The following is a 20,711-nucleotide window of genomic DNA, read 5'->3' as shown; positions in this document are numbered from 1 at the left end:
TATTCCCTTTTGATTATTAAGAATTTAAAATCTAATTTAGAAGGCTTTTTTCATTATTAGTTTAGATAAGGTTTTGCCTGTTTTTGCAAAGCCCTCACCAATACGATCTTCATTACTAAACGTGCCTCCAAATCTATTACCAGGTGCGTTTTGGCTTGTTATTTCTAATGCTACATTATCTCTGTTAGCAGTTTCAACAAATTTTAATACTGTAGATAGTTTTGCTGGTTGTCTCATAACTGCCGCATTCCATCCCGGATATATCCAAACAACATCAACTGTAAGTGTGTATTTTGCTTCTGTTAAACCTTCTTCAAATGTGATACCTTGCTTTTCGTACAGGTCTCTGTTCATAAGTTCTATAAATTTTGGAGCATAAATAATTTCTCTGCTCGCTTCCCAGGTTTTTTTCCAAGCTTTTCCTTTTCCTTTACCTTTTTCTTCTAAATCAGCAGATCGTTGTTCAACGTATTCCTTATTTGTTAAGTTGTCTTTAAAGAGTTTTAAATTGTCGTAATTAAACTCAACATTGATTTCTTTTTGACCTTTAATAAAATCAAAATTTCCATCTATAATTTTCATTTTTTGAGCAAAAATTAAAGAAGTAAATAAAAGCGTAATGGTTAAAGTAATTTGTTTTTTCATAATAGAATTGTAGTTATATAGCTTCAAATATACAATTATTTAGAGTTGTTGTAATTCAATTTTTTGATTAGTATTTTTTTTATATTTACTGGGATTTTATTATCAATCGGTCTCCATAAAAAACTAGAGATAGGAAAAATTAAAACACCGTTAATCATTGATTAACGGTGTTTTTTGTTTTAATTGTTTTATAGCTAGGTGTTTTAATTCTTCTACATTCATTTTACCAAATAATTCCGTTACTAATTGTCGTTTTTTAGGATTCCTAAGTTTTTATCATAGATTTTATTTAGTTATATAGATTAATGTGGTTTTATCTTATGTTTTATTACGAATTTGATATTTAATATCGATTTTGTTTTGATAATAAATAAATAGCTTTATATTTGGTACACCAATTTGGTTTACCAGTTAGCGATTTAAAGAAATTGTTTCAAAATTGAATCAAAGTTTTTTGTGTTAGGATCAACACCTTCAAAAGTTTAATTGGAAGCTATAGTATTATGTGTTCTGATTAAGAAGTAATTAAACTAAAACTCTAAAATAAGATGACCAACAAAATTGTTAAATTGTTTACACAAACGCTTTTATTAGTTTGTATAGTAACCGTAAGTAGCTGTAATAAAAATTCTAAAAAGGTTGCTGTTGCAGATGAGGTAGCTACTATTTTTCCAAGTGATGTTCTGCCTTTTATGGACGAATGGAAAATTCTTTGTGGTGATGGCAAAAGTATAAATGACTTAGTTGGTGTTGCGCATAAGGATTTTTTTTATGTAGCTAACGATGGGGATTCTAATTGGGTTGTTTATAAAACACCAAATTCTGGTATTACTTCTAGAACATCTAGCAATACAAGGACAGAGTTAGGACAGAAAAAACATTGGATACCTGAAACCGGCGGAAAGTTAACCGGTACATTAAAGGTGCAACACGTTTCCAATTCTGGTGATGCTAGAGTTGCTGCTTCATATTCTGTAGTAGTTGGTCAAATTCATAGTGATGAAGGTCATGAAAACGAACCTATAAAAATCTTTTATAAAAAATTCCCGGGCCATATAAAAGGTTCTGTGTTTTGGAACTACGAAATTAATACTGCTGGCGATAACTCCAAAAGATGGGATTATTCAACGCCTGTTTGGGGGTACGATATGTCTGTAGTAGGGACTAGTCCCGAAACATATCCTGAAGAGCCCAAGGATGGTATTGCTTTAGGCGAAGAGTTTAGCTATGAAATTAATGTATATAAGGGGATCATGTATCTTACTTTTAAGAGTAAAGGTCATGACACTGTAAAGTTTACTAAAAACTTATTGAAATCCGATTTTTCTACAAAAGAAGATATTCCAGAACAAATAAAAACTTTATACGCTGCCATAGGTAGGGATGGTGTAGAGCGTGATAGTGCTTACGCCGGAGAAATCCAATATTTTAAACAAGGGGCTTATAACCAAACTAATGGAAAGAGTCCGGAAGACAATATTGTATGGAGTACAGGATCTGAAACTTACAACGGTGATATTGCTAAACAATACGCTAACGGTTGTTATGCTGAAGTATGGTTTAAAGAGGCAACCGTTGGGGAAGGAACAATGCCAGTTCTAGAATAATTAATCTTATTTAAATAGTAAATGAATTCTAATAAGGTGATTTTTTTAATGGGAGTTTCAGGTTGCGGAAAGAGTACTATTGGTCAGTGGCTTTCTAAACGTTTACATATTCCTTTTTTTGATGGTGATGATTTTCATCCACAATCAAATATAGATAAAATGAGTAGCGGTTATCCTTTAAATGATAAGGATCGTTTGGGGTGGTTAATTACGCTTAATGAGTTGGCTAAAACCGAACTTCAGAAAAACAGTTGTGTTATTGTTTGTTCGGCTCTAAAACAATCTTACAGAACATTATTAAGTAAAGGAGTTGAGGACCAAGCGACTTGGGTGCATTTAGCAGGAAGTTTTAAGCAGATTTTGGACCGACTTAATAAAAGAGAAAATCATTTTATGGATTCAGGCTTATTGCAATCGCAGTTTGATACACTAGAAAATCCATCTAATGCCTTAGAAATAAATATTGGTTTAAAACCAGAAGAAATAGTTGATAAAATAATAAAGGAAATAAAAATGAAATCAGAATTTGGGTTATTTGGATTAGGTGTAATGGGAAAAAGCTTAAGTAGAAACTTGGCTCAAAAAGGATTTAATATTTCCATTTTTAATCGCGAAGTTAAAGGAACAGAAGAAGACGTTGCGATTAATTTTAAGAATAGTCATAAAGAACTTGCTTCTGCAAAAGCATTTTCGGATATGCAAGCCTTTGTGAATTCGTTACAAACACCACGCAGAATCATGCTCATGGTTAATGCAGGTAAAATTACAGATTATGTAATTGAAGATTTAATTCCTTTTTTATCAGATGGAGATGTTTTAATTGATGGTGGTAATTCAAATTACTTAAAAACGAAGGAGCGTTACGATTATTTAAAATCTAAAAACATTCACTTTATAGGGGTAGGTGTTTCAGGAGGCGAGCAAGGCGCTCTTAAAGGCCCTTCTATAATGCCTGGAGGTAATAAAGAAACATACAATTTAGTAAAGCCGTATCTAGAAAGTATTGCGGCTAAAGATGAAAACAATTTACCATGCTGCACTTATATAGGTGAAGAGGGTAGTGGGCATTTCGTGAAAATGGTGCATAACGGTATCGAGTATGTAGAAATGCAGTTATTGGCCGAAGTGTATACCATTCTAAAAACAATGGGAAAGAACCCTGATGAGGTATCTGATATTTTAGAATCATGGAAACCTAAAGCAGATAGCTATTTATTAGGAATAACGGTAGATATTTTAAGGAAAAAAGACGGCAATGATTGGCTAGTAAATAAAATAGTTGATAAAGCAGGTAATAAAGGAACCGGAAATTGGACAACTATTGCTACCGCTCAACTGGGGTCTCCTAGTACTTTAATAGCCTCGGCGTTGTTTGCTCGCTATACTTCGTTTTATAAAGAAGATAGAATTCAGGCTAGTAAAAACTTAAACATTAATCCATCTGCATTGAATTTAGGAATTGAAGAGGTTTGTAATGCCTATCAATTTGCTAGAATAATTAATCATTATCAAGGTATAAAATTAATTTCTGAAGCAGGAAAAGCCTATGGTTGGCATTTAAATTTAAGCGAAATAGCTAGAATTTGGACTAATGGCTGTATTATTAAATCGGACTTCATGGCGGAGTTAATTCCAGTTTTAAAGGAAGATGATAATATATTAAGGCATCCATTAATTATTGATCGTCTAAAAGTTTTAAAACCATCAATTAATAAAGTGGTATCGCAATGTGTGTTAAATGAGTTAACAGCGTCGTGTTTAAGTGAGTCTGTTAATTTTTTAAATGCTTATGCTACGGCAAATTCATCGGCAAACATTATACAGGCCCAACGCGATTATTTTGGTGCACATACCTATCAACGTGTCGACGATAATTCAGGTAAATTTCATCATACCAATTGGAATTAACCACTCCAATTTAAAAATAAACGGCAATTAAACTAAACTATATATAATGTCAGAATCAAAAAAAAATAAATCTTTATTAAAAAAAATTATAGCCATAGTGTTAGGGTTTGGTCCTGGGATATTCGCAATTGGCTATACTATAGGGACAGGAAGTGTAACTTCAATGATTGTTGCTGGTAGCCAATTTAATATGCAACTATTATGGGTGTTATTGTTAAGTTGTGCCTTTTCAGGCATACTTATGTTTGTATATGGAAACTATGCTTTAATATCGGGTGAAACGGCTCTTTTTGGGTTTAAAAAGCATTTAAAATACGGTAAGCTCTTAGCTATTTTAATAATTGTTGGGATTACCTTTGGACAATGGAATTCGTTAATGGGGATTTTGGGAATATCTTCCAATATAATTTATGAAATATTAGCTGTTAATTTTAATGGTTTAGGTGATTTAAAATATGAAATTGTACTCATTACTGCTATTGTTATAATTGTTGTCTTTTATTTATTACTGCTAGTTGGTAAGTATACATTTTTCGAAAAAGTATTAGTCATTTTTGTGACTCTTATGGGGCTTTCCTTTGTATTGTCGTTATGCCTCGTGCAACCATTACCTATGGATGTAGTTACAGGTTTATTACCTTCTATTCCAGATGTTCCAGATGGTAAAATGTTAGTCGCTGCTTTTGTAGGAACTACTATGGCCGCAGCTACATTTCTTTCTCGCCCATTATTTGTTAAAGGTAAAGGTTGGACTATTAAAAATTTAGATCAACAGAAAAAAGATTCTATTACTGCTGCAGTTTTAATATTTGTAATTAGCGGAACAATTATGGCAGTAGCTGCAGGTGCTTTATTTTATGATGGCAAGGTGGTTACACAAGTTTTAGACATGGCAAATACTTTAGAGCCTGTTGCAGGTAAATGGGCTGTTACTATATTCTTTTTTGGTGCTTTAAGTGCTGGTTTGTCTTCTATTTTTCCTTGTTTATTAATAGCACCTTTGTTGGTTGCCGATTACCAATCTGGAGAGTTAGATACAAGTTCGAAACAATTTAAAATTATTACGGCAGTGGCTTGTTTGGTTGCTTTAATAGGACCAGCTTTTGGAGGTAACCCGATTGAAATTCAAATTCTATCTCAAGTTTTTAATGTCTTTATTTTGCCTCTTGTGGTGTTAGGAATCATCTTATTAGCAAATAATAAAAAAATTATGAAAGGTTATAAAACCGGAATATGGGTGAATATTGGCTTGTTTGCCGCTTTGTTTTTCTCTTGCGTTGTGTCGTATACAGGTGTAATAGGAATAATGACAAAGTACTTTTAATAAATCTATTTTAAAGCAAATTTGATAAATCGATTATAATATGAAAAATCAATTAAAATTTTTAGTTCTAACAATGCTCTTCTTAACATTTGCGTTTTCCTGTAAAAATGAAGAATCTAGCACGGAATTAGTTAAAGACATGTTCGAATTTAATGACGCTGTAAAAAACGCAAGTCCAGGTGATGTTATTACTTTAGCTAATGGTATCTGGAACAATGCCGAATTAGTTTTTGAAGGAAAAGGAACGGCTGAAGATCCTATTACCTTAACTGTTGAAGAGAAAGGTAAAGTAACTTTAGAAGGTAACTCAAACCTTCAATTAGCAGGAGAACATTTAAATGTTGAAGGGCTAGTGTTTAAAAACGGCTTTACACCAACAAACGCTGTGATTTCTTTTAGAAAAAACAGAGAAGAAATGGCTAATAATTGCCGTTTAACCGAATGTGTTATCGATAATTACAATAACCCAGAGCGTCAGGTTCAGGATTATTGGATTACTATCTACGGAAAAAATAACCGCATTGATCATAACCATATTGTAGGTAAAAAGAATTTAGGTGTAACTATGATTGTTGGCTTAGACACTAAAGAAAGTCGCGCTAATAATCATCAAATCGATCATAATTATTTTGGTCCACGTCCAACATACGGAAATAATGGAGGTGAAACGTTACGTATAGGTACTAGTCACCATGCCTTAGAGAACTCAAATACATTAGTTGAATCTAATTATTTTGATAGAACTAATGGCGAACATGAAATCATTTCAAACAAAGCGTGTCAAAACACCTTTAAATATAACACTTTTTTTGAGTGTACTGGAACTTTAACCATGCGTCATGGCAATGAAACTTTAGTGGATGGAAATGTGTTTATAGGAAACAATAAACCAAGTACAGGTGGTGTTCGTATTATTAATGAAACGCAAACCGTAATTAACAACTACCATATAGGTTTAACAGGTTATCGTTTTAGAGGCGCTTTTGTTATGATGAATGGTGTGCCAAATTCGCCACCAAATCGTTATGTTCCAGTAATCGATTCTAAATTAAACAATAATACATTTATTAATTGCGAGCATATTCAATTATGTGCCGGTAGCGATGAGGAAAGAAGTCAGGCCCCTAGGACTTCAGAAATTTCAGGAAACATTTTTTACAACGAAAACAAGAAAGATATTTTTACTGTTTATGATGATATTAGTGGTATAACTTTTAAAGATAATCTTCTAGGTTCAAACGGAGAAACTTCAATTAAAGAAGGTTTTGAAAATGTAGATATTACACTTGTTAAGAATGAACAGGGGTTTTTAATTCCTACTTCAGATAAAATTAAAAACAAAATTACAATTAGCCCAAAGGTGGCTACTAAAGAAAATACAGGAACTACATGGTATTCTAAAGAAGACAGGGAAGTAGCTTTAAATTCAGGAAAAACAATTAAAGTGGCGTCGGGGATCAATACCTTATATGATATTGTAAAAACTTCTGAACCTGGAGATGTTATAATGTTAGAAGAAGGTGGTACCTATTTAATTACTAAAGCGGTGAGAATAAACCATCCGTTAACCTTTAAAACTTCTGGAGTTAAAAAGGCTACCGTTTTATTTGAACGTATGATGGCTTTCGAAATTCAAAACGGAGGAAGTCTTTCTCTTGAGAACGTGGCTTTCGATGGAACAAAATCCCCTGATTATGCGGGTAATTCTGTAATAAGCACAAGTAAAAATTCTATGATTGAAAACTATAAATTATTTATAGATAATTGCGAGTTTAAAGATATGGTAGTTAACCATTCGTTCGATGTATTGCGAGTATCTAAAGGTGCTTTTGCTGATACCATTAGTATTAAAAATTCAACATTTAAAAACATTTCGGGGCACATTACGGCATTAGACAAAGAAACCGACGATATTGGTGCCTATAATGTGGAGTATTTCATAATGAACAACAATATAGTAACAGATGTACAGGGTGCTGCATTACGTTTATACCGTGGTGGAAAAGACGAGAGTACCTTTGGGCCTTTTCTAGAAGTAGATCATAATGTTTTTAATAATGTAGGGCACGGGAAGAAAAATAAATATGAAGCTGCTATGTCTTTATATGGTGTGCAGGTTAATACAATAGAGAACAACATATTTAATGAATCAAAAGGTTTAAAAATGCATTTAGTAGTTGGAGAGCCAATTGTAGATATTTTAAATAATAATTTTTATAAATCGGATAAATTATTTGTTACCGGAGATCAAAAATATAACGTAGAAAATCTTTGGAGCCTTAATCCAAATTTCGATGGCGATTCATTTAAATTAAGTGAAAAATCTCCATTAATAGGCAAGGGAACAGATAAATTAAACCTTGGGATTAAACACTAATACAAAATAAATTTTTGTGTAATAGTTAGTTTTAATAGTTCTATGTCTCCTTTTTGGTGTACTAATTTAATTTTTTAATGATGAATTTAGATGTCCTTTCAAAAAATGAAAATCAAGAAATTACTAATCGAGTAAAAAAGATAATTTCTCAAATAAGTGATTTAATTAGTGATAAACATTTGGAGCCCGGGGATAAATTACCAGCAGAACGGGTACTGGCCGAAAAGTTTGGGGTTAGTAGAAGAAGTGTTCGAGTGGCCATACTTAAATTAGAGTCTTATGGGATTTTATTATCTATGCCTCAAAGCGGAACTTTTATAGCAAATATTGGAACTATTGCCATGAAAGGGATGATTAAGGATATTTTAAATCTTGGTTTGCCAGACTTTAAATCTTTAGTAGAGACAAGAATTTTACTAGAACTTAAGGCGGTAAGTTTGGCGGCAGAAAGACGTACAGAAGAAGATTTAGAAGGTATTAAAGCAGCGCTTGATGCTCATGAAGTTAAATTGTCAAGAGGTGAGGATGCTGTTCAAGAAGACTTACTATTTCATTTAGCAATTGCTAAGGCTAGTGGTAATGTAACCATGAATCAAATTATGTTTAGTATAACGCCTCAAATAATTGTGGATTTTAAAAAATACCATAAGGATTATAATGATTTGGATGAGCTAAGAATTCAAGAGCATTTAGATATCTATCAAGCCATTAAAGATAAAAATCCAGTTTTGGCAGAAAAAATGATGAAAAAGCATTTTAAATTATTGTACGAATACTGTGGCGTAAGCTAAATTTAAAGATTATAAAGTAAAAATTTCAACTGTAAGATAATTCTGTGTTTTTAAGGTTATCTACTTAATTAATATAAAAATCATGAACAACATTAATAAACTAACAGGTAAAAATGTATTAATTACTGCTGGGGCGCAAGGCATTGGAGAATCCATTACGAAACACTTCATAGATAGCGGATCAAATGTTGCGATCCACTATTTTTCTAGTGCAGAAACCGCAAACCAATTAACAGAATATGCTATTAGTAAAGGATTAAAAGCAGTGGCTTTAAGTGGAGACTTAACAAAGGAAGCTGATGCAAATGCCTTGGTAGAACAAACAATAGAAGCGTTTGGCGGGTTGGATATCCTAATAAATAATGCAGGATCTTTAGTAGCGCGAAAAATGCTTAACGAAATGGAGGCTGAGTTTTGGCACAAGGTTATGGATATCAACCTTACTTCCATGATGTTTGTAACACGGGCAGCAGCGCCTTATCTTGGGAAAAACGAGACGAGTAGTATTGTAAATTTGGCATCACTTGCTGGACGTAAAGGTGGTCATCCAGGTTCTTTAGTATATTCTACAAGTAAGGGAGCTATTTTAACCTTTACTAGGGCGCTTTCTACAGAATTAGGTGGTCAAGGAACAAAGGTTAATGCTGTGGCTCCAGGACTTATTCTTGGAACTTCTTTTCATAATACGCATACTACGAAAGAATCAGCGGCCCAAACCATATCCGGAATTCCAATTAACCGTGCAGGTAATGCGGCAGATGTAGCTCGAGCCGTTTTGTTTTTAGCTTCAGAATACGATGGTTTTATAACCGGAGCAACGCTCGACATTAACGGTGGTGTTTATAATATGTAACAAGTCAAAAGGCTAATAGTCTTTAAAGAGTATTAGTGAAATAAAAGGAAAACCTTAAACACGAATCTTTAACCATCAATGAATAGTTAAAGGAATAACCGTGTTTAAGGTTTTTTTGTTTTATGAACTAAAAGATTTTTTTGAAGGGTAGGACTATTGATTTTAATGCTGTTTTCTCTCTTATTCGAGTATTTTTTGTTAAATATTTAATTTCTTCCTAAAAATATTTGTGTTTTAACATAAAAATAACATATATTTGGTGAACCAATTTGGAAAACCAATTTGGTTTGCCAGATTCAGCAAATTAAATTAAACTAAATTTTTAAACTAAATTTAAACAAATGAGAAAAACTAAACAATTAAAAACAACCTTCCTTTTTCTTTTAGGATTTTGTTTTGTGCTTGGTGTCAATGCACAACAAAAAACAGTTTCAGGAACTGTAACTGCAGAGGCAGATGGTATGGCATTACCGGGTGTAAATGTTATTGTTAAAGGAACAACAACAGGAGCATCAACGGATTTTGATGGGAATTATTCTATTAATGTTGAAGGTAGCGATGCCGTATTATCATTTAGTTATATTGGATATGTAACTAAAGAAATTGCGGTAGGAGCTAACAATACAATTAATGTTAAGTTGGTGGAGGATTTAGCTTCACTTGATGAGGTCGTTGTTGTAGGGTACGGTACGCGTAAAAAATCGCATTCAACGGGAGCTATCGCTAAAATTGGTGGTGATGATGTAGCGGCTGTGCAAACAGCACGTGTGGATGATGCTTTAGCTGGTAAGTTACCTGGTGTATTAATTCAGAATCAAGATGGTTCTCCTGGTGCAGCTCCAAAAATTCAAATTAGAGCAGCGTCTTCTATTTCAGGAGCGTCAAACCCTTTAATAGTTGTTGATGGTTACCCAATCTCTGGAGGTATTGAAACTGTTAATCCTAACGATATTCAAAGTTTAGAGGTGTTAAAAGATGCGGCTTCTGCTGCTATTTATGGTTCTAGAGGTGCAAATGGTGTTGTTTTGGTTACCACTAAAAAAGGTAAGGCAGGTAAGGCAAAGTTTAGCTATAATGCTTACACAAGTACATCAAGTAAATATAGAAAAAATATACTTTCATCTGCTTCAGAATGGGCTGCACATGCAAGATCTGAGATTGCTGCAGGTAATTGGACAAGTACTGTTAATACCCAAGATCCTCGTTTTTTAGAGTATAGGTTAAGTGCATATGAAAATTCACCAGGGGCTATAAGTACTGAAGATTGGCTTTTTCAAAATGGTAGTGCTATGAGTCATGACTTTAGCATGAGTGGAGGTTCTGATGACGTGAATTTCTTTGCTTCAATGGGATATCAAAATGCAGAGGGTGTTGTTATCACCCAAGGATTTGAAAGGTTAAATGCACGTTTAAATGTTGATGCTAAATTAGGAGATAAGTTCCAAACAGGTGTAAGTTTTAATGGGTTTACATCTGATAGAGATATCTTAGGTCATGATATGAGAGACTTAAATAGAGCTTATGGCGTTCACCCTATTTATCACACAGCAGAGTCTATAGCATTTGTTCAAGCGTTGGATGCTGAAAGACAAGCGTTGTCAGATGCTGGAGTGCCTGGTTTGTCAAGTTCTTTTGACGATGGGTATAGAGGTTCGGGATACGAAGCTAGTAGTATTTATGATTTAGAGCCTGGTATGTCGGCACAAGATTGGCATTATGGTAGAGCAGGAAATGGTATTGGAGGATCTGGTGATGCTGGACCTGCAACAAAGCTTGATAACACTGAACGTTGGGAAAAAACCTTTTTTGGAAACGTGAGTGGATATTTACAATATAACATTATTGAAGGTTTGAATTTGAAAACTGTTTTGGGTGGAGATATGAAAGATACTCAATTCTACGAACACAGATTGCTTGGGTTTGATTCGAGAGCAAGAGATTCTCAAACTTACATGGATCAAACAGATTTAAAAGTAACTTCAGTGGTAAGTGAAACGACTTTAAGTTATGCAACCGTACTTAATGAAAAGCACGATATATCTGCAGTAGCAGGTATTGAATTTCAAACAACAAGATTTGTAGGCACTGCTTTAGATGGTAATAATATTCCAGATACAGCTATTCTTAATTACAACCTGTTAAATCCTGAAGATATTACGGTAACGGAAAGAGATGAAACTAGAGCAAGAGAAAGTGTTTTTGGTAGAATTAACTATGCCTATGATGATAAGTATTTAGCATCGGTATCGGTAAGAAGAGATGGTGATTCTCGCTTTGGAGCTAACAAAAGATTTGAAACATTCCCAGCACTTTCTTTAGGTTGGAATGTACATAATGAAGCTTTTTTACAAGATAGCGAGACGTTAAGCAAATTAAAATTAAGATTTAGCACAGGGTCGTTAGGAACAACTTCTTTTTTAGGGTCTTATGATTCATTAAGTCTTTTAGATCCTTCAGCTACTGTATACGGAACAGGATTTTTAATTCCGTCAAATTCAGCAAACCCAGATTTAACCTGGCAAACTAATACAGAAACAAACTATGGTATTGATTTTGGCTTTTTAAATAATCGTTTTACACTTGGTATAGACTACTATACTTCTGATATTAAAGATATCTTAATTAATCAAGCACAATCTGAAGTATTAGGTAACCCGTCTTCAATTCTTAATGTAGGTGATGTTAGAAGTTCTGGATTGGAGTTTGAATTTGCTGCAAGGTTAATTAATAACGATGATTTCTCATGGTCTATGACAGGTAATTTATCTACAGTTGATACGGAAATTAAATATTTAGGTGGTTTAGATGAATTACCACAAGCAATCTATGGTACAAGTGGTAGAGGTCCAGTATTTAGAAACTATGTAGGTGGTGGAATTGGTGAAATGTGGGGCTTAGAGACTATTGGAGATGTTGAAATGGAATATATAGCAGATGGAACAAGACACCCAGATGTTCAAACAGGAGAGTCTTATGTGGTAGATCAAAACGGTGATGGTGTAATTGATAGAACTAGAACTGTTGAAGATGGAGGAGATTTAGTTAAAATAGGACAAAATACACCAGATTTTTATTGGGGTATGTCACATAGCTTAAGTTATAAGGCTTTTGATATGTCATTACAATTCCAAGGTTCTCAAGGCGGGGAGGTTTATAATATAGATCCTCATTACTATTCATCGGAATTTGGTGGTAGACTAGATTATGCTAGGTTGGATGCTAATGATGATGGTATTGCTGATCATAATGGAGAATATTATGAAAGAAACAGAAATCAAACAGATGCTTATATTCAAGACGCCTCTTTTATTGCATTAAGAAATTTAACTATTGGTTATACACTTCCTGATGAATTGATCGGAAAAATAGGATTAAGTTCTGTTAGAGCATATGTTGCTGCATCAAATTTATTATACATCATGGCAGATAATTATACGTCGTATAATCCAGAGGGTGTAGTGCAAACTGGTAGCGATTATTTAGGGCCAACAACTTATGGGTCGCAATTAGGTGCTAGTCCGGTTGTAAGAAGTTTTACTGTAGGTTTAAATGTTAACTTTTAAATAAAAAAAAATGAAAAAAATATATATATTATTGGGGTCACTGTTCTTAATAACAGCTTGTTCAACCGATTTGGAACAAGCCCCGCCAAATTTTGCTAGTGCAGATTCTTTAACAGATTTTAATGGTGTTTTGAATGCCGCCTATTTTTATCAGCTTGGTGCTGTTACGCCAATGGCGGTAATGGGTGAATTTAGATCTGATAATGCACTTATGGATGAAGATCCGTATACAGATTTTGATGTGTTTAATAGTAATTTGCCGTCTCAGTCAGATCAATTCTTTGGACCTTTTTATACAGCTTTATATAAGTCAATTTTAAGTGCAAATAATGTTATAGAAAATTCTGAAAATGCCATTCAAGTAGGTGAAGCTAAATTTTTAAGAGCGTTGTCTTATTTTAAATTAGTTATGGTATTTGGGGATGTCACTGTTAATTTATCTCCAACACCAAGTCTTACTGATACATCTATCTTGGTAAGACAACCGGCTTCTGATGTTTATAATAATGTTATTATTCCAGATTTAATGGATGCCATGGCTACTTTAAATGCAACTATAGTAGATGGCAGAGCTTCTAAGTACGCAGCTCAAGGTTTATTAGGTAAAGTATACATGCATATGGGAGATTATGTAAGTGCAGAACCACATCTTGCAGCCGTTGTAAACGGGGCTGCATCAGCAGGAATTATGTTAGAAGAAAACTTTTCTGAGGTTGTTGGAGCTGCAAATGAAGTTGGAAATACAGAAATCATATTTTCAACCCAAATATTAAGTTCTATAACGGATGAATATTCTCCTGCTTCCCGTTTTTGGAATTGGTATGTTGGTGATGATTCAAAAGCTGATGATCCCGTTGACCCGGATTTAATTGCTGCTTTTGATGCTAATCCTGGGGATTTAAGAAAAGATGTTACACTTGATGCTTCTAATTCTTATGTAAAGGCTGTTAAATTTCCTAAAGAAGGAGGTTTAGGTAGTGAGCACGATTGGATAGAATTGAGGTTGGCAGATGTTATTCTTTTATATGCTGAAGCCTTAAATGAAAACGGTACGCCTGCTGCTACAGTTTTACCATTATTGGACGATATTAGAGAAAGAGCTGGTTTAACAAGTTTAACAGGAACTGCAATTACCCAAGCAGAAGTTAGACAAGTTATAGCTGACGAAAGAAGATTGGAATTAGCTTTTGAGGGGCATAGATGGTTTGATTTAGTAAGAACAGGAACTGTTAACGCAGAAATGGGACAAACAATAAATAGTGATTATTATGTATTTCCAATTCCAGTTTCTGAAGTTTTAGCAACTGGAGGTGTAATTACTCAAAACTCTGGTTACTAGTAAAAAGAAAGTTTATTATGTTTTAAGTTAATTTTAATTAAAGTCTATTGGCTTGGTTTCAGGCCAATAAGGCTTATTTAAAAAAATAAAACTATAATAGTAATATATGTCTTGAGGTCTATTGCATTTTTCATAAGTAAAATGTAATGCCTTCAAGATTTAATAATCTCATGATGATAAGCCTGTGGTTTAGGCTTACGTTAGTTTGAGTTGGTTTGTTTGAAAATACTGATCTATTTATTTAGATCAGTATTTTTTTTTGAATGAATTTTAAGTTGAAAAGATTAAGGCGTTTCAATTAGTTAACTAAACCAAGGTAGAATCTTATTTATATTAAATATGATTCAAATGGGTTATATTTTATATTAATGAATAATAAGTTATGTTGCATAGCAATGTAGATGTTTTAATTTTACAGCTTCAAACTAACATAAAAATAAAAGCAATGTATTCGCATTTTTATTTAAATGTGAAAAATGGCTAGAGCAAAAAAAATATTCTAAATTGCAATTCTCAATTCAATTCATAAAAAATAATTAAAAAATAACAACCATGGAATTATACCCAATAAAATTTGAACCACTTTATAAATACCGCCTTTGGGGAGGTAGCAAATTAAAAACACACCTTAACAAAGAGTATTCTGAGGAAAGTATTGGTGAGTCTTGGGAAATATCAGATGTAAAAGGGGATGAAACTAAGGTTTTAAAAGGAGCTTTAAAAGGTCAAACTCTTAAACAGCTAATTAAGACATATAAAGGCGCTTTTGTTGGCGAATCTGTTTATAAAACCTTTGGTGAAGACTTTCCATTATTAATTAAGTTTATAGACGCTAAAACTCCGCTATCCATTCAAGTACACCCAAGTAACGAATTAGCAAAGGAACGTCATGATTCTTTTGGGAAAAATGAAATGTGGTATGTTATGCAGGCTGATAAAGATGCCGAATTAATTGTAGGTTTTGAATCTGAGATTGATAAAGATGAATATCTTAAACAGTTAGAAGACGATACCATCTTAAACGTTATGCACCATGAAAAAGTTGAACAGGGCGATACCTTTTATATTCCTACGGGGCGTATTCATGCTATTGGAGCTGGTGTATTATTAGCCGAAATTCAACAAACGTCAGATGTTACCTATAGAATTTACGATTATAACAGAGTTGATGCTACTACAGGTAAAGAACGTGAGTTACATAATGAATTGGCACTTGATGCTATAGATTTTAAGTATTATGATAGCTTTAAAACAGATTATAAAAAAGAGGTAAATACATCTAACACCTTAGTGCATTCGCCGTACTTTAAAACAAACTTTATTAAAGTAGAAGGAAAGCTTACAAAGGATTACTCTAAATTAGATTCGTTTGTAATTTATATGTGCGTTAGTGGCGATTTAGAAATTGAATCGAACAATGAGAAATATACTTTAAAAATAGGGGAAACTATATTATTACCTGCGGCAATTGATGAGGTTAAAATTTCATCTGATAACGCTGAGTTTTTAGAAATATACTATTAGTTATTTTAATTTTTTTAAATTTAAACTTCCAAAAAAGAGGGAGATTAAATTTAAATAAGTACTATAAGCTTTGTAATTTAGCTGCATAGTAGATTATTAATAGCTTTTAAGTCCAAAATGAGTATAAAAAAAGGTTGTATTGTTGTTTTATGTTGTTTAATAGCAAGTTTTAGCTATGGGCAGTTTAATAACTTAAAGTTCGAAAATTTAGATACTTATAATGGACTTTCTAGTAGTACTTGTGAAGAAATTTTTCAGGATAAGGAAGGCTTTTTGTGGTTTGGAACTATCGATGGTCTTAATAAATACAACGGTTATGAGTTTGAGGTATTCCGATCTGTTTTACACGATTCTACTACTATAAGTAACAATAGAATAAATGCTATTGTAGAGGATAATGAAGGGAATCTATGGGTCGGTACTACTAATGGTCTGAATTTATTCAATAAAAAAACCAATAAGTTTACTAGAATAAATTTATATGGTCAAATAGCCATGTCAAATAGTTCTGAAAAGATTATTAATGATTTGCTGTTTGACTCCGTTAATAATACGCTTTGGGTAGCTACTAATATTGGAGCTATTAAAATAATTTTAAGCGATTATTCTGGAAATCAAAATAATTTTACCTACTCGTATTATATTAATGATCAGTCCAACGTAACCTCTATAGATAATAATGGTGTTAATGTTATTTTAAAGGATGAAAATAACGTAATATGGATTGGTACAAAAGGCGAACATTTAAACAGGTATAATGCTAAAAAAGACAATTTTGATAGGGTTTTTATTGAAAATAAAGAGTCTTATGAATTAGACCATATCCCTAAAAAGGTTTTTATTGATAAAGATGGCGATTTTTGGATAGGAAACGACCTTTCTAACCTTATTTTTTGGGATAGAGAACAAAATCATTTTAAGCATGTTTCTTTGTCTGATAAAAGCGTGCCTATATTTGATATTTATCAAGATAAAAATGATTTATTTTGGGTTTCTACAGATGTTTTTGGTTTGTATTTGTTTAAAAAAGAGAATAAGAATGCAGAGTTACTAAAACATATTTTAAATGATTATGCAGATCCATTTTCACTTCCTAATAATAAGCCTACTAAAATTATTGAAGATAGAAATGGTATTTATTGGATTGGTAGTTATGATAAAGGCGTAAGTAAATTAGATTTGTCTAACAATTCATTTGGGCATTACTATTATAAGGCTAATAATAGTAGGGGTTTAAGTGAAAAAACGGTACAATCTGTTTTACAGGATTCCAAGGGCAGAATTTGGATTAGTACCTATAATGGAGGTCTTAATTTATTTGATGAAAAAACAGAATCGTTTAAACATTATGGAAACGATCCGGACCCTAAAAAATCATTAAATTCAACTCAAATCTTATATACTTTTGAAAGTCATGATGGCTATATTTGGGTATGTACGGTAGATGGAGGGGTCAATAAATTCAATCCAGAAACAAAAACCTTTGAAGCCTATCTTCACAATGATTTAGATAGCTTATCAATAGGGCAAAGTTCTGTTTGGACAGGAGTTGAAGATTCTAAAAACCGAATTTGGTTTGGGCTAAGAACAGAAGGGGTAAGTTTATATAACCCAAAAACAAAACAGTTTTCAAATTATAAAAGTCATTTTGGAAAAGAAAGACGACTTCTTAGCAATTCTGTGCTATGTATGTTTACAGATTCCAATGAAAGATTATTTATAGGAACTTCATTAGGTTTAAATTATGTTAATTTAAATAAACTAGATGGCTTTATCCCTAAAACAATTAATTTTAATCAGGTTAAAGCTAAGGATTTAGAAGGGGTTGGGATAAATTATGTTACCGAAGATCATCTTGGAAATATTTGGGTAGGGTCTGATAAAGGCGCTTATAAATTAGATTCAAATCTAAATGTTTTAAAATCGTACTCGTCATTAGATGGATTGCCTAATAATTTAGTTGTAGGTATTATAGAAGATGATAACTATAATATTTGGATAACAACTAAAGGTGGTTTGTCTTTATTAAATACAAGAACACATCAATTTAAAAACTTTAACACCCATGATGGTTTACAAGGGCCGGAGTTTCAAAGTAAATCAATATTTAAAACTCAAGACGGACGTATCCTAATTGGGGGGATTAATGGGTTTAATATATTTCATCCAAATGATGTTATTATCCCTGCTTCGGTGAATCTTAAACCTAGAATAACTAATTTTAAATTAAATAATAAAACGGTTGTTGCCGAAGATGTTGTAAATGGAAGGGTGCTCTTGCATAAAGATATTGATGAGGTTAAAGATTTAGTTTTAAATCATAATGAAAACTATATTTCGTTTGAGTTTTTAGCGCTTTATTTTGTAAACCCAGAACAGGTGCAGTACGCTTATCGAATGAAAGGCTTAGATGACGATTTTATTAATTTAGGCCCTAATAGAGTTGTCAACCTGTCTAATTTAGAACCTGGAGATTATACTTTTGAGGTTAAAGCATCAGCAAATACCGATTGGGAAAAAAATCAAACAGCATATGTTAATATTAAAATATTGCCACCATTGTGGCGAACTTGGTGGGCGTATTTGTTTTATTTCTTAATTGGAGTTTTTCTGTTTTGGATAGTAGCAAAATATTATACATCTAAAGTTCAGGAGGAACAGAAGCACGAGTTAGATCAAATGAAGCTTCAGTTTTTTGTAAATGTATCTCACGAATTTAGAACGCCATTAACACTTATTTTGAATCCCGTTGATAAAATACTTTCAAATTACAATAGTGATCCCGAAGCCGTAAAAGCCTCTGCCTTATCAATTCAACGTAGTGCAAGGCGTTTATTGCATTTAGTAAATCAGTTGTTAGATTATAGAAAGATGGATGTAGGCATGTCTCCACTTCAGTTAGAAAAGGGAGATATTGTTAAATTTAGTGAGGATATATTTTCTCTTTTTAAAGATCTGGCTTTTAAAAAAGAGATTAATTATACTTTTGAAAGTAATTCTTCAAAAATTATATCGCTGTTCGATTATGATAAAGTAGAAAAAATTATAACCAACCTAGTTTCTAATGCCATTAAATTTACTAATAGCGGTGGTCAAATAACCATAAGTGTTAATAAGGTAGAAGGTGCAGAAAATAAATCGAAACTACCATTTTTGAAAAAAGATGGTTTAAACGATTATATAGAAATAATTGTAAAGGATACTGGAGTTGGTCTTGATAAAGAGCAGATAAGACGTATTTTTTCTAGGTTTTATAATTTAGACGAAAATAAGGCAGGAACAGGAATTGGTCTTAATTTTACTAAAGGTTTAGTGGAGTTACATGGTGGTGAAATTCTAGTAGAGAGTAAACATAAAAAAGGTGCTAAATTTATAGTGAAATTACCATTTAATTTAGATGGGAAACCAGAAACAGTGGAGAATGTTAAAAATGAATTTTTAATAAACTCTATGAAAGCTGTTGAATACGATATGTTAATATCTAATGATGATTTACCAAGAGTAAACCAAAAGAGTTCTACAACTACTGGTGAGGATGGCGGCAAATTACCTATTGTTCTTATCGTGGAGGATAATAAGGAGCTTAGAGTGCATTTAAGTAATGACTTAAACGATGATTATATAGTTAAAGAAGCTGTTAATGGAGCCGAGGGCCTAATATGTGTTAAAAAACACATGCCAGATATTATAATAAGTGATGTTATGATGCCTAAAATGGATGGGTTTGAAATGTGTAAATTAATAAAGTCGGATATCGAAACTTGTCATATTCCAGTTATTTTACTAACAGCTAAAACTTTGGTTGAAGATAGGATAGATGGTTACGAACATGGTGCTGACGGATATTTAGCGAAACCTTTTGTAACTAAAGTGTTAAGAGCCAGAATTGCTAATTTATTGGAGTCTAAGAAAAGGCTTAGAAAACGATTTTCTGAAATAGGAGGTGTTTTTCCTTCTAGCGAAGTAACCACTAATAATTTAGACGAAGCATTTTTAGATAAGGCTACAAGAATTATAATTGAAAATATAAGCGACATTGACTTTAAACAAGAACACTTGTTAAAAGAAATGAATATTGGTCGTTCTCAATTTTACAGAAAAATTAATAATTTAACAGGAAGTAATCCAAGTAATTTTATACGTACTATACGTTTGCGTTACGCTTCAGAGCTATTATTAAAAAATGATTATTCTATTAAGGAGGTAACACACATGTCTGGGTTTAATTCTACCGCATATTTCAGTAAAACCTTTAAGGAGCTGTTTAATGTAACGCCTAGTCAATTTATGGAACAGAATAACAATGAACGTGATCAACAATCAACAATAATTAGTTGATAAATGATTTGCTAGTAAACTTCATTTTTAAGAGGGTGTTAGAACATAAAAAGCTTAGCGGTATGCTAAGCTTTTTTTTTATTTTAAGTAAAATCTTTAATAGTTTTAAGTCCAAAATTCTGTTCGGTTATCACACTATTTTAACCTTCATTTTAACATATTTATTGTGGTTTTATTCCAAAATTAACGTGTTGCAAGAGTTATTCTTTACCTACAAGTTTTGTAGGAAATGTATAATCAAATTTCGCGCAAAAAATCATTTAAGCCCTTTAAACATCTAAAAAGAGTAATAATTTATCTCTTTAGAGCAATAATTTATAAACTATAATTACATGCTTTGTTAAGTTTGTATTAACAAATAATTAACTAAAATTAACATAAAATTCATTTGTTAAAATATTTAATAACAAGTGCGTTCAAAACCAAAATTTTAACTAATAAC

Annotated in this window: 11 protein-coding genes; 10 read left to right on the top strand and 1 reads right to left on the bottom strand. The window is 32.4% G+C overall.

Going from position 1 to position 20,711, the window contains the following annotated elements; translation table 11 throughout:
- Positions 1 to 36 precede the first annotated feature (36 nt).
- Positions 37 to 645 carry a hypothetical protein gene (locus ABJM36_RS09355; protein ID WP_348451200.1) on the bottom strand — a complete coding sequence of 203 codons (609 nt, stop codon included), beginning with the start codon at positions 643 to 645 and terminating at the stop codon, positions 37 to 39.
- Positions 646 to 1,193: 548 nt separating this feature from the next.
- Here ABJM36_RS09355 and ABJM36_RS09350 point away from each other — a divergent pair.
- The 10 genes from ABJM36_RS09350 to ABJM36_RS09305 all read left to right on the top strand — a co-directional run bounded on the left by ABJM36_RS09350 (position 1,194) and on the right by ABJM36_RS09305 (position 20,269).
- Entirely contained in the window at positions 1,194 to 2,252 is a 1,059-nt protein-coding gene (locus ABJM36_RS09350; protein ID WP_348451199.1) for a polysaccharide lyase family 7 protein, read from the top strand.
- A 21-nt stretch (positions 2,253 to 2,273) separates the two neighbouring features.
- Positions 2,274 to 4,160, top strand: coding sequence for an NADP-dependent phosphogluconate dehydrogenase (gndA, locus tag ABJM36_RS09345; protein ID WP_348451198.1), 1,887 nt, complete (start codon positions 2,274 to 2,276; stop codon positions 4,158 to 4,160).
- Positions 4,161 to 4,206: 46 nt separating this feature from the next.
- Positions 4,207 to 5,484, top strand: coding sequence for an Nramp family divalent metal transporter (locus tag ABJM36_RS09340; protein ID WP_348451197.1), 1,278 nt, complete (start codon positions 4,207 to 4,209; stop codon positions 5,482 to 5,484).
- Between the two features lie 40 nt (positions 5,485 to 5,524).
- Positions 5,525 to 7,861 (top strand): chondroitinase-B domain-containing protein, encoded by a 2,337-nt coding sequence (locus ABJM36_RS09335; protein WP_348451196.1) that lies wholly within the window; start codon positions 5,525 to 5,527, stop codon positions 7,859 to 7,861.
- A gap of 80 nt (positions 7,862 to 7,941) precedes the next feature.
- Positions 7,942 to 8,652, top strand: coding sequence for a FadR/GntR family transcriptional regulator (locus tag ABJM36_RS09330; protein WP_348451737.1), 711 nt, complete (start codon positions 7,942 to 7,944; stop codon positions 8,650 to 8,652).
- Between the two features lie 82 nt (positions 8,653 to 8,734).
- The gene (locus ABJM36_RS09325) at positions 8,735 to 9,505 is read left to right on the top strand and encodes an SDR family oxidoreductase (RefSeq protein ID WP_348451195.1); all 771 of its coding nucleotides are present in this window, start codon (positions 8,735 to 8,737) and stop codon (positions 9,503 to 9,505) included.
- Between the two features lie 341 nt (positions 9,506 to 9,846).
- Positions 9,847 to 13,068, top strand: coding sequence for a SusC/RagA family TonB-linked outer membrane protein (locus ABJM36_RS09320; RefSeq protein ID WP_348451194.1), 3,222 nt, complete (start codon positions 9,847 to 9,849; stop codon positions 13,066 to 13,068).
- A 10-nt stretch (positions 13,069 to 13,078) separates the two neighbouring features.
- Positions 13,079 to 14,407, top strand: a complete 1,329-nt coding sequence (locus ABJM36_RS09315; RefSeq protein WP_348451193.1) for a RagB/SusD family nutrient uptake outer membrane protein — start codon at positions 13,079 to 13,081, stop codon at positions 14,405 to 14,407.
- 552 nt (positions 14,408 to 14,959) lie between these two features.
- Positions 14,960 to 15,931, top strand: a complete 972-nt coding sequence (locus ABJM36_RS09310) for a type I phosphomannose isomerase catalytic subunit (protein WP_348451192.1) — start codon at positions 14,960 to 14,962, stop codon at positions 15,929 to 15,931.
- Between the two features lie 117 nt (positions 15,932 to 16,048).
- Positions 16,049 to 20,269 carry a two-component regulator propeller domain-containing protein gene (locus ABJM36_RS09305; RefSeq protein WP_348451191.1) on the top strand — a complete coding sequence of 1,407 codons (4,221 nt, stop codon included), beginning with the start codon at positions 16,049 to 16,051 and terminating at the stop codon, positions 20,267 to 20,269.
- Positions 20,270 to 20,711 lie beyond the last annotated feature (442 nt).

The organism is Algibacter sp. (assembly GCF_039977455.1).
In the GTDB taxonomy this organism is placed as follows: Bacteria; Bacteroidota; Bacteroidia; order Flavobacteriales; family Flavobacteriaceae; genus Algibacter_B.
The sequence above is the reverse complement of the archived record's forward strand: the minus strand, read 5'-3'. Positions and strand labels throughout refer to the sequence as shown.

Excerpts from the sequence above, each read along its gene's own strand:
- ABJM36_RS09355 (WP_348451200.1), bottom strand. The coding sequence starts at position 645 with ATGAAAAAACAAATTACTTTAACCATTACGCTTTTATTTACTTCTTTA.
- ABJM36_RS09350 (WP_348451199.1), top strand. The coding sequence starts at position 1,194 with ATGACCAACAAAATTGTTAAATTGTTTACACAAACGCTTTTATTAGTT.
- gndA (WP_348451198.1), top strand. The coding sequence starts at position 2,274 with ATGAATTCTAATAAGGTGATTTTTTTAATGGGAGTTTCAGGTTGCGGA.
- ABJM36_RS09340 (WP_348451197.1), top strand. The coding sequence starts at position 4,207 with ATGTCAGAATCAAAAAAAAATAAATCTTTATTAAAAAAAATTATAGCC.
- ABJM36_RS09335 (WP_348451196.1), top strand. The coding sequence starts at position 5,525 with ATGAAAAATCAATTAAAATTTTTAGTTCTAACAATGCTCTTCTTAACA.
- ABJM36_RS09330 (WP_348451737.1), top strand. The coding sequence starts at position 7,942 with ATGAATTTAGATGTCCTTTCAAAAAATGAAAATCAAGAAATTACTAAT.
- ABJM36_RS09325 (WP_348451195.1), top strand. The coding sequence starts at position 8,735 with ATGAACAACATTAATAAACTAACAGGTAAAAATGTATTAATTACTGCT.
- ABJM36_RS09320 (WP_348451194.1), top strand. The coding sequence starts at position 9,847 with ATGAGAAAAACTAAACAATTAAAAACAACCTTCCTTTTTCTTTTAGGA.
- ABJM36_RS09315 (WP_348451193.1), top strand. The coding sequence starts at position 13,079 with ATGAAAAAAATATATATATTATTGGGGTCACTGTTCTTAATAACAGCT.
- ABJM36_RS09310 (WP_348451192.1), top strand. The coding sequence starts at position 14,960 with ATGGAATTATACCCAATAAAATTTGAACCACTTTATAAATACCGCCTT.
- ABJM36_RS09305 (WP_348451191.1), top strand. The coding sequence starts at position 16,049 with ATGAGTATAAAAAAAGGTTGTATTGTTGTTTTATGTTGTTTAATAGCA.